Origin of the sequence: Mucilaginibacter litoreus (assembly GCF_042676805.1) — a bacterium.
GTDB classification, from domain to species: Bacteria; Bacteroidota; Bacteroidia; order Sphingobacteriales; family Sphingobacteriaceae; genus Mucilaginibacter; species Mucilaginibacter litoreus.
Genome location: NZ_JBHTHZ010000005.1, coordinates 307,548 through 321,497, shown reverse-complemented (window position 1 = coordinate 321,497; position 13,950 = coordinate 307,548). Strand labels below are relative to the sequence as shown.

Below are 13,950 nucleotides of genomic sequence, written 5' to 3'. Positions count from 1 at the left end.
TTTATAGTCGGTTTTGATTTTATAATACAGCACTTTCTAATTTGCGTTCTGCTAAGGTAATGCCGGTCAATTGATCAGCGAAAGCCACAAAAGCGTTGTCAGCATTTATCAGCTCCAGATTTTGAATAAGTGACTGCAGGTTGATTTTACCTATCACAAATTTATAATTGCCAGAATAAAAGCGCTCGTGAATTTCTTCAAAATTCAGTGCGTCTACCAAAGCCTCATCCTCATAGCGCAGATAAATATTTATCTCCACGTTATTCGTAAACTGTAGGTTGGTTAATCCTTTGGCTTTTTTGTACTCATAAGCATAATTATAGCGTAATGCAGCAATATCTGATAGTACTGCAGAACCAGTGGGGTGACCACCTGCGCCCTTACCAAAAAAGAATTGCTGATCGGCAAATGCAGCCTGCACTGTTACACCATTATATTCATACTCTACGTTATATAAAAACTCACTTTCATTTACAAACTTTGGCAGCACAAATAGGGTGACATGGCGGTCATCAAGCTCTTTGGCAACCGGTACCAATTTTATTTTAAGGTTTTTCTCGCGGGCGTATTGCAAATCATTGGCTGATAAATTTTGAATGCCTATGTTTAATACATTTTCAGGTTTGATAACCACCCCATAAGCATGTGATGCCGCTATGATCAGCTTGAACTTAGCATCAAAGCCGCCAACATCCATAGTAGGGTCCGTTTCAGCAAAGCCAAGGTCCTGCGCCTGTTTTAAAGCAGAATCGTAATCTAAATTTTCCAAAAATCCTTTGGAAAGGATGTAGTTTGATGAGCCGTTGAAAATACCGCTTATAGAGTGCAATAATTCATTATCATAATACTCTTCCAGATTACGAATGATAGGTATACTGCCGCAAACAGCGCCTTCGTACAATAAAGAGGTGCCATGTTTATGCTGAAGTTCGATCAGCTCATCCAGATAAATGGCAATCATCTTTTTACTGGCCGATACTACATTTTTACCAGAGCTAAGCGCTCTTGAAACAATCTCAAATGCGGCTTCGGTATCATTTATCAGCTCAACAATAGTGTTAATTTCTGGGTTATTCAGTATTTCATCCCTGTTAGTAGTAAAAAGCTCTTTTGGCAAAGAGCGCTCTTTTTCAGGGTTCTTTATTGCGATCTTTACAATTTCGAGATTCAGGTTTTTCGTTTTGATGATGTCATATAATCCCTGGCCTACAACACCAAATCCGAAGAGGCCAATATTCAATTTCTTGCTCATTAAGCTATTTTTTGTAATTCAATAATTTTTCCTTTTACATCCGTTTTCAAAAACGATGTAATAACTTTTGTAAGGTCTTCGGTTTCAATTAAAAAACCGTCGTGACCATAAAACGAATCCAATTCGGCAAATGCTGATTTAGGTATGTGCCTGAAAAGATATTGTTGCTCCTCTACAGGAAACAACACATCAGATTTTATACCAATTACAAGCGTGCGCGCTTTAATTAAACTTAGCGCCTTATCAACGCCATGCCTGCCTCTCCCAACATTGTGCGAGTCCATAGCTTTTGATAAATACCAGTAACTATAAGCATTGAACCGGTTAACCAGCTTTTCGCCCTGGTAATTCTGGTATGAAGCTGCTTTGAACGTTCCTGGTATATCATCACCATCTTCTTGCTGTGTAATGCCATAGGTTTTATAATTACGATAGGATAAGAGCGCAATGCTGCGTGCAGCCTTTAACCCTTTGCTGCCACCATCTGCAGAGCCGGCGAAGAAAGTACGATCTGCACTAATAGCCAGCCGTTGCGACTCATTGAAGGCGATTCCCCAAGGAGAGTGGCTGGCATTGGTAGCAATAAGTATCAGGTTTTTGATACGTTCGGGCTCCAGTATGCTCCATTCCAGTGCCTGCTGCCCGCCTAACGAACCACCTAAAAGTATTTCGATATGATCAATACCTAAATGGTTAGCCAACAATTGATGCCCTTTTACAATATCGCGGATAGTAAATTCAGGAAACGCTAAAAAATAGGGTTGACCTGTGGCAGGGTTATTACTAAGCGGGCTGGTTGTGCCGTATGGAGATCCCAGTACATTGGCACATATTATGAAATAATCGTCCGGATTGAAATGATCCTGATGGCCAAAAAGGCCTTTCCACCATTCAAAAACGTCGGAATTTGCAGTGAGGGCATGGCATACCCACACTACATTATCCCGGTTTTTATTAAGCGTGCCGTATGTAGTGTAACCTATCTCAATACCTTGTAAGCTACGGCCCGCTTCAAGTTCAAATTTTCCTGTATAGGTAAAGGTTTGTGTACTCATTTCTCTTTTGTTGTTATTAAGGGTAGCGCTTAGCGGCTACCCCTTCATAACCATCACTTAAAAACTAAAACTATAATATCAGGCATATATCAATTGTGGTAACTTCGCTAATGCCTGCTCGAAATCGGCTTTAATATCATCAATATGTTCAATACCAACAGCTACACGTAACAGGCCAGGGGTAACACCGGCAGACAATTGTTCAGCATCACTCAACTGCTGATGTGTGGTTGCAGATGGCTGAATGATCAATGTCTTTGAATCGCCCACGTTGGCCAGATGGCTAACAAGCTTAAGGTTATTTATTACTTCTGAAGCATTTTGCTTACCGCCATTTACTTCAAAGGATAAAACAGCGCCAAAGCCATTTTTTAAATACTTTTTAGCGTTAAGATGTTGTGGGGACGATTCAAGCCCGGGATAATTGACCTTTTTTACCTGCGGCTGCTGCTCAAGCCATTTGGCAAGCTCAAGGGCATTATCTACATGGCGTTGTACACGTAATGACAGGGTTTCCAACCCTTGTATGTTCAGCCATGAATTAAATGGCGATTGCGCAGGCCCAAAATCTCTTAAGCCTTCAACCCGTGCACGAATAATAAAATTGATATTACCAAATGGCCCGTTTTTGCCAAAAACATCGTTGAATATCAATCCGTGATAACCTTCGCTTGGCTCAGTAAATTGCGGATATTTACCATTGCCCCAATCATAAGTGCCCCCGTCTACAATTACACCACCAATGCTTGTGCCATGGCCGTTTATCCATTTAGTGGTCGATTCAACTACGATATGAGCGCCATGCTGCAGCGGCCTGAACAAATAACCTCCGGCGGCAAAGGTGTTATCTACTATTAAAGGCAAATCATGTTTATTAGCCAGCTGTGCAAGCTTCTCAAAATCGGGGATATTGAAACCGGGGTTTCCTATTGTTTCAACATAAAGCGCTTTCGTTTTATGGTCAATAAGTTTTTCAAGGTTCTCAGCAGAGTCATCTTCGGCAAAACGAACTTCAACACCAAGGCGTTTAAATGCCACCTTGAACTGATTATAAGTTCCTCCGTATAGAAAAGGAGAGGTGACGAAGTTATCACCTGCCTGCAATATATTATTTAAGGCGATAAACTGTGCTGCCTGGCCAGATGCTGTTGCAAGCGCAGCTATACCACCTTCAAGGGCGGCAATGCGCTTTTCAAAAACATCGGTAGTCGGATTCATGATCCTGGTATAAATATTACCGAATTCTTTAAGAGCGAAAAGATTTGCACCGTGCTCGGCATTATTGAAAACGTATGATGTAGTTTGATATAGCGGAACAGCACGCGAGTTAGTTACACTGTCCACTTCCTGGCCTGCATGTAACTGCAAAGTTTCAAATTTTAGGGCTGACATGATAGTAATGTTTTAAAATTGATTTAATTGTGTTGATTGACAAGGGATACAAATATCCACACTGGTTTGCACGTATTTTTTCGAAAAGAAAGGTGGACGTGGCTGCGTTAACAACAGCAGCAACACATACAAATACATCCTGCAGATTGGTTGTATACAGTTTGACCCGGTAGGGCTTTTGATGTGTTTGTTTTAGCTAAATAAATCAGACTTTTCATGATAATTAATTTATATCCCCCGGGTAATCTATTCTTCCGGGACAGGAATTGGCACCTTCTACACTTTGCAGGGTTGCCAGCGGTTCGTCGAGCCTGATCTCTCGCCGCTTCTTTATAAATCAAAATCCTTACGAAGGAAAATTGATCATGGTATTACTACCAAATAATGTTTCAAATATAGGGCAATAAAAAACTATCTTCCAAATAATATTTTAAAATTATTGTCAAATTTCATATAGATAGATGTAATAATTTTTTCTAATAATGTGCATTTTTATCTTTATACAGTGATACTATACAAGCCAAATTATATTTGGTTAATTAAATTTATAAATCTTAATTAGCTTATATTTAGCATTTTATATAAGTTTTATAAATAAGGACTATAAAGCATTTATTAGTTTAGTAAGAGTTAAAGCTAAATAATGAATATTTATGCCAAATAAAATTTTGTAATCAAAAATAATTTTTTATAACACAATGTATTTAAATGTATTATGATTTTTATTTATACTAATAATTATATCGATAATACGCATCCTGATAGTCTTGGCCCATTTCTTTAAAGCGGGCTGATACTTTTGCTAAAAACTCTTCGTCCAGTAGTTCAAATACTGAGTTTACTCCATCTGTCAAATCCATTTCAGGAATTTTAAAAGTTTGTTCAAGTGTGCCTTGTTCCATCTTAACGATGAATTTTTGGTTCATGCTCATGATGGTAATTTTAAAATCGGGGTGTGGTAATTCTGCAACAACTCTCATGGTGTGGTATGTAATAAGTGCTGCAACGGATCTTTTCCATTTAATGATCCGCTGCTGTCTAAAATTTTAAATCGGGCAAAAAGCTCCTCGCTATACCATCCTTCGCTACGTGTTTTTTTGATAACTTCAGCGTGCTCTTTGCTGCCATAAGCAAATGCTTTCATCTTATCTGCGTTTTCCCATATAGAAAAGGTTGCCTGCCTGTAAGCGGGCGCCTCGCCAATGCCAATGGAGGTAACATAGCCCGGCGCTTTAGTCATTAAATCTGCCACATCATCAACATGCGACCAAAAGTTTTTTAATCTGCTTATGCGAATGGTTGCACGTGTTAATACCGCAATAGGGCCTTCAATATCGCGGCCGGTTGGCTTTCCAAACGGCTCTTTTCCGTCCCACTTGCCATGGCTTTGAATAGGGCGGCATAATAAAGTCCAGCTTTCTTTAGTTAAGGCATTCCACCATTTACTAACAAAGGATTTTTGAGCAAAGCGATCGTAAGCTTCCCGGTCGTCCCAAACGGCCATTAATCCCCACTGTTGCCAATCGGGCTGCAGGTCAAATGTTCCGTTACTCCCGGTGCCAAGCAGTTTCCAAAAACTGCAGCCATTTTGTAATGACATAGGCAAACGGTGTATGGCCATTGCAAACAAAGCGAAAGGCACAAAAAGCTTTCGGTAACGTACTATAGTAAGGCTTACAATCATCTGTGTGCTAAATAAAATATTAAATATGATATTTGTCTTATTTACTTTCAGCTTAGTGTCATTACTTTTGCCTGCATGGCAGAAGACTTGAAAATTATAGGCTCGGCAAATAAAGTAGAGCAGTATCAATCGCTCATACCTCAAATAGAAGCCTTACTTTACGGCGAAACTGATCTGATAGCTAATCTGGCAAATATTGCTGCTGCGCTTAAAGAACAATTTAAATGGTTTTGGGTTGGCTTTTACCTGGTAAAAAACGATGAGCTTGTTTTAGGGCCGTTTCAGGGGCCGGTTGCCTGCACGCGCATTGCTAAGGCTAAGGGTGTTTGCGGCACAGCATGGAGTAAAGCAGAAACACTTATTGTTCCTGATGTAGATGCTTTCCCTGGGCATATAGCCTGCAGCTCGTTATCACGTTCGGAAATTGTTTTGCCATTGTTTCACCAGGGAGAAGTAATAGGGGTGCTTGATGTAGACAGTGAAGAACTGGATAAATTTGATGATACAGATGCAAAGTATCTTGAGCAAATTGTACAACTTATAAAATTCAATGCCTAAGGTCTTTTTGATATCTGGTTTGGGTGCAGATAAGCGCCTATTTGGCAACATAGTAATCCCTCCGCAGTATGAAGCGCTGGCTACCGACTGGCTGATTCCAGAGCAAAAGGATACTTTAGCTATTTATGCACAAAAAATTGCAAATCAATATCATATAACTCCATCAGATGCGGTTATTGGCGTGTCTCTTGGTGGGATGATAGCTACTGAAGTTGCCAAACACTTAAAGCTAAGTAAGGTGATTTTGATATCAAGTATCAAAACTGACAGTGAAGCACCTTTTTATTTTAAAGTTTTCCGTCGTATACCGCTGCAGCGGATAATTCCCGGCAAGCTATTCACTCAATTAGGTTTTTTAGTTAAATATATATTCGGATCTATGTCTGCCGTGGATCAGGTTTTATTTATGAGCATGCTTAAAGGATCGTCGCCAGTGTTTTTAAAATGGGCGATGGAAGCGGTACTGCAATGGAAAAATGATACGATACCCGATAATCTTTATCATATTATTGGCGATAATGACCTGGTGTTTCCTTATCAAAACATTAAAAACCCTACAGCAGTTATAAAGGGCGGCACGCACGTAATGGTGATTGACAGGGCCACTGAAATAAATGCCCTGCTTGCCGATATATTAACATAATGAAGTTACCGGAATTTTATTATCATAACCCCGATGTTGTAGCTCTTAGCCGAGACCTGATCGGCAAGTATTTGTTTACTTGTATCGACGGTGATCTTACCGGCGGATATATTGTTGAAACAGAAGCCTATGCAGGTGTTATTGATAGAGCATCACATGCTTATGGTGGGAGGTTAACGCCACGTACACAAACCATGTTTGCACAGGGAGGGGTTATTTATGTTTACTTATGTTATGGCATTCATGAAATGCTGAATATCGTTACATCTTCTGAAGGGCAGCCCCATGCCATTTTGATAAGAGCCATACAACCTACCGAAGGATTAGATACCATGCTTGCCCGACGTGGAATGGATAAACTTAAACCCAATATTACTAAAGGCCCGGGTTCGGTTGCAAAAGCCATGGGCATATCACGCAAAATAAACGCTGAAAGCCTACAAGGCGATACTGTCTGGATAGAAGACAGGGGGCTTACGTTTGCTGACGAAGAAGTTGCGGCTTGTCCGCGTATTGGGGTAGACTATGCAGGCGAAGATGCATTACTGCCTTACCGTTTTTATGTAAAAGGAAATATTTATGTAAGTAAGCCCAACAAATAACTGTCTTGATTGGTTATATGCTCGTCTATATAAATGAAATAATACTATGAGCAGCGATTGGTCAAAAACAGAGAGCCTGCAGTATTTGCAGGAAAGAGTAAAAGAAATAAAAACAGCTATGCTTACTACTTATAGCCCGGAAAAAGGCTTTAATAGCAGGCCAATGGGTACGGCTGATATCGATGACGAAGGAAATATCTGGTTTTTTACCAATGAATATTCACCTAAGGTAACTGAGATATCCGTAGAAAACACAATTTCGGTAACTTACTCAGATCCTAAAAATCACACCTATTTAAGTATTGTTGCCGAAGCCACAACAGTAGATGATAAAGCTAAAATGAAAGAGCTATGGAACCCTTTTATTGAAGCTTTTTTCCCAAAAGGCTTGGATGATCCGGCACTTACTCTTTTGAAAGTAACACCTACCGATGCAGAATATTGGGATAGCAGCAGCAGTAGCATGGTGGTACTATTTAATATGCTTAAAGCGCGGCTAACCGGTAAACAATATGATGAAGGGAAGCACGGCAACGTAGCTTTGTAAAATTAAGGCGGGTACACACCCGCCTTTTTTGTATAATTGAAGCATGGTTTACCAAAACAACCTTACTTACGCCCAACAGCAGGATGAGCATGATGAACTTAAACTATTCAGAAATGAGTTTTTGATACCGAGGCATAATGGCCACGATGCGGTATATTTATGCGGTAATTCATTAGGCTTGCAACCTCGTGCAGCAAAACAATACCTGCAGGAGCAACTTAACGCATGGGAAGACCACGCCGTTGAGGGATGGTTTACCGGTAACCAGCCATGGCTAAGTTATCATGAAGGTTTGTTACCGTCATTAGCTGAATTGTTAGGTGCGCAACCTGCAGAAATTACTATCATGAATTCGCTTACAGTGAATCTTCATTTAATGATGGTAAGCTTTTATAAACCAAATAGTAAGCGGTATAAAATACTAATGGAAGCAGGTGCTTTCCCGTCAGACCAATATGCTGTTGAAAGCCAGTTGCGTTTTCATGGATTCGACCCTCAAACAGCAGTTATCGAAATAGCACCCAGGGATAGGGAGTTAACCCTGCGAACAGAAGATATAATACAGGAAATAGAGGATAACGCCGATGAACTTGCCTTAATTTTATTCAGTGGTATTAATTATTACACCGGGCAGCTATTTGATATGGAAGCTATTGCAAAGGCCGGACACAGGGCAGGGGCAATGGTTGGATTTGATCTGGCGCATGCCGCTGGTAACGTCCCTGTAAAACTGCATGATTGGGATGCCGATTTTGCCTGTTGGTGCTCGTATAAATACATGAATTCAGGTCCTGGTGGTATTAGCGGAGCGTTTGTACACCAAAAGCATTTTAGTAATAATACCCTTAACCGTTTTGCCGGATGGTGGGGGTACCGCCGCGAAAAACAATTTTTGATGCAACCCGGATTTGAAGCAGAGAGAGGCGCGCAGGGTTGGAACGTCAGTACAAGCCCGATCTTGTTAATGGCTGTGCACAAGGCATCCTTAGATATTTTTGAAAAAGCCGGGGGGATTATACCCTTACGAACCAAGGCAGACAGGTTGACTGCCTATCTTGAGTTTTTGATTAATGATATCAATACCCAGGTTGGCGAAGAAGTATACCGCATTATTACACCGCAGGACATTAAACAACGTGGTAGTCAGCTTTCTGTAATTTGTAAACGTAATGCCAAGGACATATTTAATTATTTATCTGATAATGGCATTATTGGCGATTGGCGTGAACCTGATGTGATCAGGTTAAGTCCGGTACCATTGTATAATACTTTTACCGATGTGTTTAAAGCCGGAGAAGCCTTGTTTAAAGCTATTAGAGCTATTAATTTATAAAAGATGATATACTATAACCCTAAGCAGTGGTTTGGGCTCATATTTCGTTTTAATAAGGCCGATACACTGCGGGAACTTTTTCCATTGATGCTGTCGGTTAGTATTTATGCCGGGGTTATTACATTTTTTCTGATAGATGTTTTTAAAATACCTGAGACATCTTTTATCAAAAAAGTGATTTATATCCATCAAACCATTGGCTTTGTATTTTCATTGCTGCTGGCATTCCGTATCAATTCAGCTTATGATCGTTGGTGGGAAGGCCGCAAACTCTGGGGCAGTTTAACCAATAACAGTCGTAACCTTGCCATCAAGCTTAAGCATCTAACAGAAACACAAGACAGTGCATATTTCAATTACCTTATTCCGCTTTATGCCCGTGTGCTTAAAAATCATCTGAGGGATAGATTTGAGCCTGAAGAAAACACTCATTTAAAAATCGATCCAAACAAGCATGTTCCTAACCAGGTAGCCTCTGCAATGCTTGAGAGGGTTTATCGCCTGAATAAAACAGGGCATATTAATGCGGAGCAGCTATTGAGTATCAACCCCGAGCTTACATCTTTTACCGACATTTGCGGCGGATGTGAGCGAATTAAAAAGACACCTATACCATACTCATATAGTGTTTTTATTAAAAAATTCATATTTACTTATATCATCACTCTGCCTTTTACATGGGCTTTTGATTTAAAGTATTTTATTATGCCGGTCATTGGGTTCATACTATTTGTGTTTGCAAGTATTGAATTATTGGCAGAAGAAATTGAAAATCCATTTGGTACCGATGCAAACGACCTGCCTTTGGATGACATCTCCAGGGGAATTGAACTACATGTTGGTGAAATATTTGAGTAGGCGATGTTATGCTAAAGATAGCTTACGACCCAATATATGCGCATCCATTGCCTCCGGGCCATCGTTTCCCAATGCTTAAATACGAGCTTATACCCGGGCAGTTATTGCATGAAGGAACAATCACCCCGGAAAATCTTTTTTCGCCGAATATACTTGATGAAAAAAGTATTCTGCTTACACATGATGCCAATTATTGGCAGCAGTTACGGGATTTAACTTTATCACCAAAAGACCAGCGACGTACAGGTTTCCCGCTTACAGCCCAACTTATAGAAAGGGAAAGAAGGATAGCTCAGGGAACCATTGATGGGTGCAGCTATGCTATGCAATATGGTGTAGCCTTTAATGTAGCCGGTGGTACACATCACGCAGGTACTAATTGGGGAGAGGGTTTTTGCCTATTGAATGATCAGGCTATAGCGGCTAATTATTTGTTATATAATGCGATATGTAAATTTATATTAATTATTGATTTAGATGTGCATCAGGGTAATGGCACCGCACAGATATTTGAGCATGAGCCACGGGTTTTCACTTTTTCGATGCATGGAGATAAAAATTTCCCATTCAGGAAAGAGCGCTCAGACTTGGATATACCGTTAGAAGATGGTATTGAAGATGAGCAATATTTGAGCATCTTAAAAAGTACTTTGCCTACATTAATTGAAAAAGCGAAGCCAGATTTTATTTTCTATCTATCAGGTGTTGATGTATTGCGATCAGATAAATTAGGCAAACTTTCGCTTACTAAAGAGGGTTGTAAAGAGCGTGATCGGTATGTACTTGAACTTTGCAGGTTTCATAACATCCCCGTACAGATAAGTATGGGTGGAGGGTATTCGCCCGATATAAAAGACATAGTTGAAGCGCACTGTAACACTTACCGGGTTGCTAATGAGTTATATTTTTAAATCATTTATCAGCCTTACTTTTTCGCTTACGTACCTAAAACGTACGAATAGCATTACAGATGATGCCATCAGGCCTGATACCAGCCCAAACCATACACCAATCACACCTAATTTTAAAAATATCCCCAGCAGGTAAGCTATTGGCAACCCAATTATCCAGTAGGAAATAAAAGTTATTAATGTAGGTTTATTTACATCACCCATGCCCCTTAAAATGCCTAAACCCACAACCTGTGTTCCATCAAACAACTGAAACAGGGCTGCAACCATAAGTAATTGAGAGGCAATATGAATAACAGCCTTATCTGAAGTGTATAGCCAGGGCAGCCATTGATTGAAAACAGTAAATATAAGGGCTGTGCTAAACATAAATACTATTACAATATGGTAGTTTGATATAGCCGACAGCCGTAATTCATAATGATTACCGGCACCATAGTAATTACCCGAACGGATAGCAGCTGCTGATGATATGCCACTGGCCATCATATAAGTCATGCTGGCTAAGGATATGGCTATCTGGTGTGCAGCCTGTGGTACCGCGCCAATGGTACCAATCAGGATAGATGCTCCACCAAATGCGCTTAGCTCAAAGGTAGATTGTAGTGCTACCGGCATACCAATAGCTAATAGCTGTTTTAGACTAATAAACGTTATACTTCTTAACTTTAGCTCTTCCAGAAATTTTTTGAATGAAGGTGACCTCAATACGTATATACCCATCGCTATCGCCATAAGGCACCTATCCACAAGCGTACTAATGCCTACACCCCGAATACCCATAGGACGGATGCCAAACATTCCTTTAACCAGTATTATTCCTAACAATATATTCAGGATATTGCCCACTATAGTAATATACATGGCTTGCTTTGTGAAACCAAGCCCCTGTGCAAACTGTTTAAAGGCATCAAATACCATCAGCGGAATAATGGAAAGGCTGAGCAGGAACATAAAAGGTTTTGCCTGTGCAACTACGGCCGGTGATTGATCGAGCTTATCTACCAGCAAGGCCATTCCAGAGTACACAACTGCAAATAACACAATACTGGTAACTAAGTTTAAGAGTAAGCTGTTACTTAAAAGTTTACCGCATTCGGCAAAATTATTGCGGCCATTGTGCTGCGCAATGAGGGGAGTGATTCCATAGCTTATACCTAAACCAATGGCCAGTGGTACTAAAAAGATGCTTATAGATAATGAAATACCTGCCAATGCATTTGTCCCTGCAAACTGGCCAACAATTATAGTATCAGACAGCTGCACAAGTGTATGCCCAATCTGTGATACCACAACCGGTATAGCAAGCTTCAAGCTGTCGCTGTAGTAGGGTTTGTATTTAATGAACAGATTTCTCATTGCCGGTTTACAGAAGCCGGCAAATGTAATAATTTGGGTTTACTTTAGGCTAAGTAGCCGTATAAAACTCTTCCTTTTCTGTGGTATGCACCAGTAAAACGCCAGACAAAACTAAATCAACCAGTATGCGTTGAGCACGCCTTCGGCCAATGTTCAGCAGTGTGCAAAATTCTTTTACCGTTATTCGGTCCTGCTTATCCAGATACTCTAACAATGCTTTCTCTTTTGATGAATATTCAATTAAAACTCCTTCATCAGCAGCCGATCTTTTAAGCACATCAACCACAACTTTACTTGCAAGCACACTTTTATCTTTTACGCGTATATAAACCCACCACTTGCCATCCTCGGCGAGTGCATAATGAGGTTTTTCGTTGCTTTCTGGTATATCAACCATAAGCACAATCTTATCATCATAGTAAACTTCTTCAAACAAAGGCTCAAGGGCAGGCCGACAAAAAAAGTGTGCGGCACGTGTTATCATATATCGTTCTTCGCTATCATCCTTTACACCTTTAATGGTGCCGTCGTCAAGTACGCCAATAAGCAGCCTGCCGCCAACATTATTGGCGAAAGAAACCATTGTCTTGGCAATTTTTTCGCAGCTGGTAATCGTTTTTTTAAAATCGAGTTTTACGCCTTCACCTTCTAATATCTGTCTCCGTAAATTCATTTTTAACTTTCTTTATTGCTCTGTGTAGGGCGTAAATATTTGCATCCAAATGCCTGGATTTGTTATTGGTTCAAAGCCAAATTGCTTATATAATCCATGTGCATCTCTTGTAGCTAAACTCCATCTTCGTATGCCTTGCAGATCCGGGTTTGCAATGATGGTTTGCATTAACCATTTGGATAGACCGTTATTTCGATACTCCGGTAATATGAAAACATCACACAAGTAAGCAAAAGTGGCCATATCCGTAACAACCCTTGCAAAACCAGCCTGCTGGTCATCTTTATAAACGCCAAAACAAACCGAGTTGTCTATAGAACGCTTTAATTTTTGTGGAGTGATGCCTTTAGCCCAATAAGATTGCCCGTTAAGATAATTAAATATTACATCAAATTTGAGCAATGTTTTATCTGTTGATATCTTAAAGCCCTTATTTACAAAGAACGCATCGTTCATAAATATTTTCATTGGCTTTGTTTAGTTACAAAATTGTAATCGCGCACATATACTTCGTTTATTAATGATGCGCATACATCATTATTGCTATCAATAATCTGTATTTGAAAACTATGCTCAAACTTACCGGTATTATCAAGCATATCAGCAGCCTGTTGTATAAATGTATCTGTTATAAAGATTTGAAAATATAAATCAGAATATGCTGGTTTTAAGAAATCAATTTTGGATGATTTTGACCATATTTTAAGTTTTCTATGGTTAGTGTTTAGAATCTGATTGAACAATACGGGATAAAAAGGATCTGCCGCTGAAAAAATTGTACCGCCAAAAACCGAACCGTTATAGTTTTTATTAAAAAAACTTTTGAAAATCCTGACCTGTACACCCCTAAAATTTTTATTGAACTTTATAACCCAAATGCGCTGAAATAACAGGGGAGGATAGAGGCGCAATATCCACTTCAATTTTCTTTCAGATAATATCATTATTGTTAAATATCATAAAATATTTGAGTTGAATTATTAAAAATATGGATCCGGTGCTATTTATTGGCAAAAATTTAGGAAATTAATAATTGTAATACTTAAATAAACAAGTTTAGAGTTTTAGGGTTAATTAATATGC

General features: G+C 39.6%; 16 protein-coding genes and 1 riboswitch. Of the genes, 7 read left to right on the top strand and 9 right to left on the bottom strand.

Annotation, left to right across the window (positions count from 1 at the left end; genetic code table 11):
- Positions 1-19 precede the first annotated feature (19 nt).
- The 5 genes from ACFQZX_RS09570 to ACFQZX_RS09550 form a co-directional block, all read right to left on the bottom strand.
- Entirely contained in the window at positions 20-1,252 is a 1,233-nt protein-coding gene (locus ACFQZX_RS09570; protein WP_377114314.1) for a homoserine dehydrogenase, read from the bottom strand.
- A complete protein-coding gene (locus ACFQZX_RS09565; protein WP_377114311.1) occupies positions 1,252-2,307 on the bottom strand; it encodes a homoserine O-acetyltransferase family protein in 1,056 nt (351 codons plus the stop codon). The genes ACFQZX_RS09570 and ACFQZX_RS09565 overlap by 1 nt, the downstream gene beginning before the upstream one ends.
- Positions 2,308-2,385: 78 nt before the next feature.
- The gene (locus ACFQZX_RS09560; protein ID WP_377114308.1) at positions 2,386-3,699 is read right to left on the bottom strand and encodes an O-acetylhomoserine aminocarboxypropyltransferase/cysteine synthase family protein; all 1,314 of its coding nucleotides are present in this window, start codon (positions 3,697-3,699) and stop codon (positions 2,386-2,388) included.
- A 225-nt stretch (positions 3,700-3,924) separates the two neighbouring features.
- Positions 3,925-4,038, bottom strand: a riboswitch (SAM riboswitch).
- 392 nt (positions 4,039-4,430) lie between these two features.
- Positions 4,431-4,679 carry a hypothetical protein gene (locus ACFQZX_RS09555; protein ID WP_377114305.1) on the bottom strand — a complete coding sequence of 83 codons (249 nt, stop codon included), beginning with the start codon at positions 4,677-4,679 and terminating at the stop codon, positions 4,431-4,433.
- Positions 4,676-5,383 carry a DUF3291 domain-containing protein gene (locus ACFQZX_RS09550; RefSeq protein WP_377114303.1) on the bottom strand — a complete coding sequence of 236 codons (708 nt, stop codon included), beginning with the start codon at positions 5,381-5,383 and terminating at the stop codon, positions 4,676-4,678. Before ACFQZX_RS09550 ends, ACFQZX_RS09555 begins: the two co-directional genes overlap by 4 nt.
- 75 nt (positions 5,384-5,458) lie before the next feature.
- On the opposite strand from ACFQZX_RS09550, the gene ACFQZX_RS09545 reads away from it, so the two are divergent.
- Genes ACFQZX_RS09545 through ACFQZX_RS09515 form a run of 7 tightly spaced genes read left to right on the top strand, consistent with a single transcriptional unit; the run spans position 5,459 to position 10,835 of the window.
- Positions 5,459-5,941: a GAF domain-containing protein gene (locus ACFQZX_RS09545; protein WP_377114301.1), complete on the top strand. Its 483-nt coding sequence runs from the start codon at positions 5,459-5,461 to the stop codon at positions 5,939-5,941.
- Complete coding sequence (locus ACFQZX_RS09540; protein WP_377114298.1) at positions 5,934-6,584, top strand: alpha/beta fold hydrolase; 651 nt, start codon at positions 5,934-5,936, stop codon at positions 6,582-6,584. Before ACFQZX_RS09545 ends, ACFQZX_RS09540 begins: the two co-directional genes overlap by 8 nt.
- Positions 6,584-7,186 (top strand): DNA-3-methyladenine glycosylase, encoded by a 603-nt coding sequence (locus ACFQZX_RS09535; protein WP_377114295.1) that lies wholly within the window; start codon positions 6,584-6,586, stop codon positions 7,184-7,186. The genes ACFQZX_RS09540 and ACFQZX_RS09535 overlap by 1 nt, the downstream gene beginning before the upstream one ends.
- Positions 7,187-7,232: 46 nt before the next feature.
- A complete protein-coding gene (locus ACFQZX_RS09530; protein WP_377114293.1) occupies positions 7,233-7,733 on the top strand; it encodes a pyridoxamine 5'-phosphate oxidase family protein in 501 nt (166 codons plus the stop codon).
- 43 nt (positions 7,734-7,776) lie between these two features.
- Entirely contained in the window at positions 7,777-9,066 is a 1,290-nt protein-coding gene (gene kynU, locus ACFQZX_RS09525) for a kynureninase (protein ID WP_377114290.1), read from the top strand.
- Positions 9,067-9,069: 3 nt separating this feature from the next.
- A complete protein-coding gene (locus ACFQZX_RS09520) occupies positions 9,070-9,924 on the top strand; it encodes a bestrophin family protein (protein ID WP_377114287.1) in 855 nt (284 codons plus the stop codon).
- An 8-nt stretch (positions 9,925-9,932) separates the two neighbouring features.
- Entirely contained in the window at positions 9,933-10,835 is a 903-nt protein-coding gene (locus tag ACFQZX_RS09515; protein WP_377114284.1) for a histone deacetylase family protein, read from the top strand.
- Here ACFQZX_RS09515 and ACFQZX_RS09510 read toward each other — a convergent pair.
- The 4 genes from ACFQZX_RS09510 to ACFQZX_RS09495 are packed head-to-tail and all read right to left on the bottom strand — an operon-like array spanning position 10,824 to position 13,811.
- Entirely contained in the window at positions 10,824-12,194 is a 1,371-nt protein-coding gene (locus ACFQZX_RS09510; RefSeq protein WP_377114281.1) for an MATE family efflux transporter, read from the bottom strand. The two genes, ACFQZX_RS09515 and ACFQZX_RS09510, sit on opposite strands and share 12 nt — an antisense overlap.
- Positions 12,195-12,243: 49 nt before the next feature.
- On the bottom strand, positions 12,244-12,867 hold the full coding sequence (locus ACFQZX_RS09505; protein ID WP_377114278.1) for an AlbA family DNA-binding domain-containing protein: 624 nt from the start codon (positions 12,865-12,867) through the stop codon (positions 12,244-12,246).
- A gap of 12 nt (positions 12,868-12,879) precedes the next feature.
- Positions 12,880-13,335: a GNAT family N-acetyltransferase gene (locus ACFQZX_RS09500; RefSeq protein WP_377114275.1), complete on the bottom strand. Its 456-nt coding sequence runs from the start codon at positions 13,333-13,335 to the stop codon at positions 12,880-12,882.
- The gene (locus ACFQZX_RS09495; protein WP_377114272.1) at positions 13,332-13,811 is read right to left on the bottom strand and encodes a DUF4442 domain-containing protein; all 480 of its coding nucleotides are present in this window, start codon (positions 13,809-13,811) and stop codon (positions 13,332-13,334) included. Before ACFQZX_RS09495 ends, ACFQZX_RS09500 begins: the two co-directional genes overlap by 4 nt.
- Positions 13,812-13,950: the final 139 nt, after the last annotated feature.

Coding starts and splice junctions, on each gene's coding strand:
- ACFQZX_RS09510 (WP_377114281.1), bottom strand. CDS start 12,194: ATGAGAAATCTGTTCATTAAATACAAACCCTACTACAGCGACAGCTTG.
- ACFQZX_RS09535 (WP_377114295.1), top strand. CDS start 6,584: ATGAAGTTACCGGAATTTTATTATCATAACCCCGATGTTGTAGCTCTT.
- ACFQZX_RS09565 (WP_377114311.1), bottom strand. CDS start 2,307: ATGAGTACACAAACCTTTACCTATACAGGAAAATTTGAACTTGAAGCG.
- ACFQZX_RS09555 (WP_377114305.1), bottom strand. CDS start 4,679: ATGAGAGTTGTTGCAGAATTACCACACCCCGATTTTAAAATTACCATC.
- kynU (WP_377114290.1), top strand. CDS start 7,777: ATGGTTTACCAAAACAACCTTACTTACGCCCAACAGCAGGATGAGCAT.
- ACFQZX_RS09500 (WP_377114275.1), bottom strand. CDS start 13,335: ATGAAAATATTTATGAACGATGCGTTCTTTGTAAATAAGGGCTTTAAG.
- ACFQZX_RS09505 (WP_377114278.1), bottom strand. CDS start 12,867: ATGAATTTACGGAGACAGATATTAGAAGGTGAAGGCGTAAAACTCGAT.
- ACFQZX_RS09515 (WP_377114284.1), top strand. CDS start 9,933: ATGCTAAAGATAGCTTACGACCCAATATATGCGCATCCATTGCCTCCG.
- ACFQZX_RS09545 (WP_377114301.1), top strand. CDS start 5,459: ATGGCAGAAGACTTGAAAATTATAGGCTCGGCAAATAAAGTAGAGCAG.
- ACFQZX_RS09495 (WP_377114272.1), bottom strand. CDS start 13,811: ATGATATTATCTGAAAGAAAATTGAAGTGGATATTGCGCCTCTATCCT.
- ACFQZX_RS09540 (WP_377114298.1), top strand. CDS start 5,934: ATGCCTAAGGTCTTTTTGATATCTGGTTTGGGTGCAGATAAGCGCCTA.
- ACFQZX_RS09520 (WP_377114287.1), top strand. CDS start 9,070: ATGATATACTATAACCCTAAGCAGTGGTTTGGGCTCATATTTCGTTTT.
- ACFQZX_RS09550 (WP_377114303.1), bottom strand. CDS start 5,383: ATGATTGTAAGCCTTACTATAGTACGTTACCGAAAGCTTTTTGTGCCT.
- ACFQZX_RS09570 (WP_377114314.1), bottom strand. CDS start 1,252: ATGAGCAAGAAATTGAATATTGGCCTCTTCGGATTTGGTGTTGTAGGC.
- ACFQZX_RS09530 (WP_377114293.1), top strand. CDS start 7,233: ATGAGCAGCGATTGGTCAAAAACAGAGAGCCTGCAGTATTTGCAGGAA.
- ACFQZX_RS09560 (WP_377114308.1), bottom strand. CDS start 3,699: ATGTCAGCCCTAAAATTTGAAACTTTGCAGTTACATGCAGGCCAGGAA.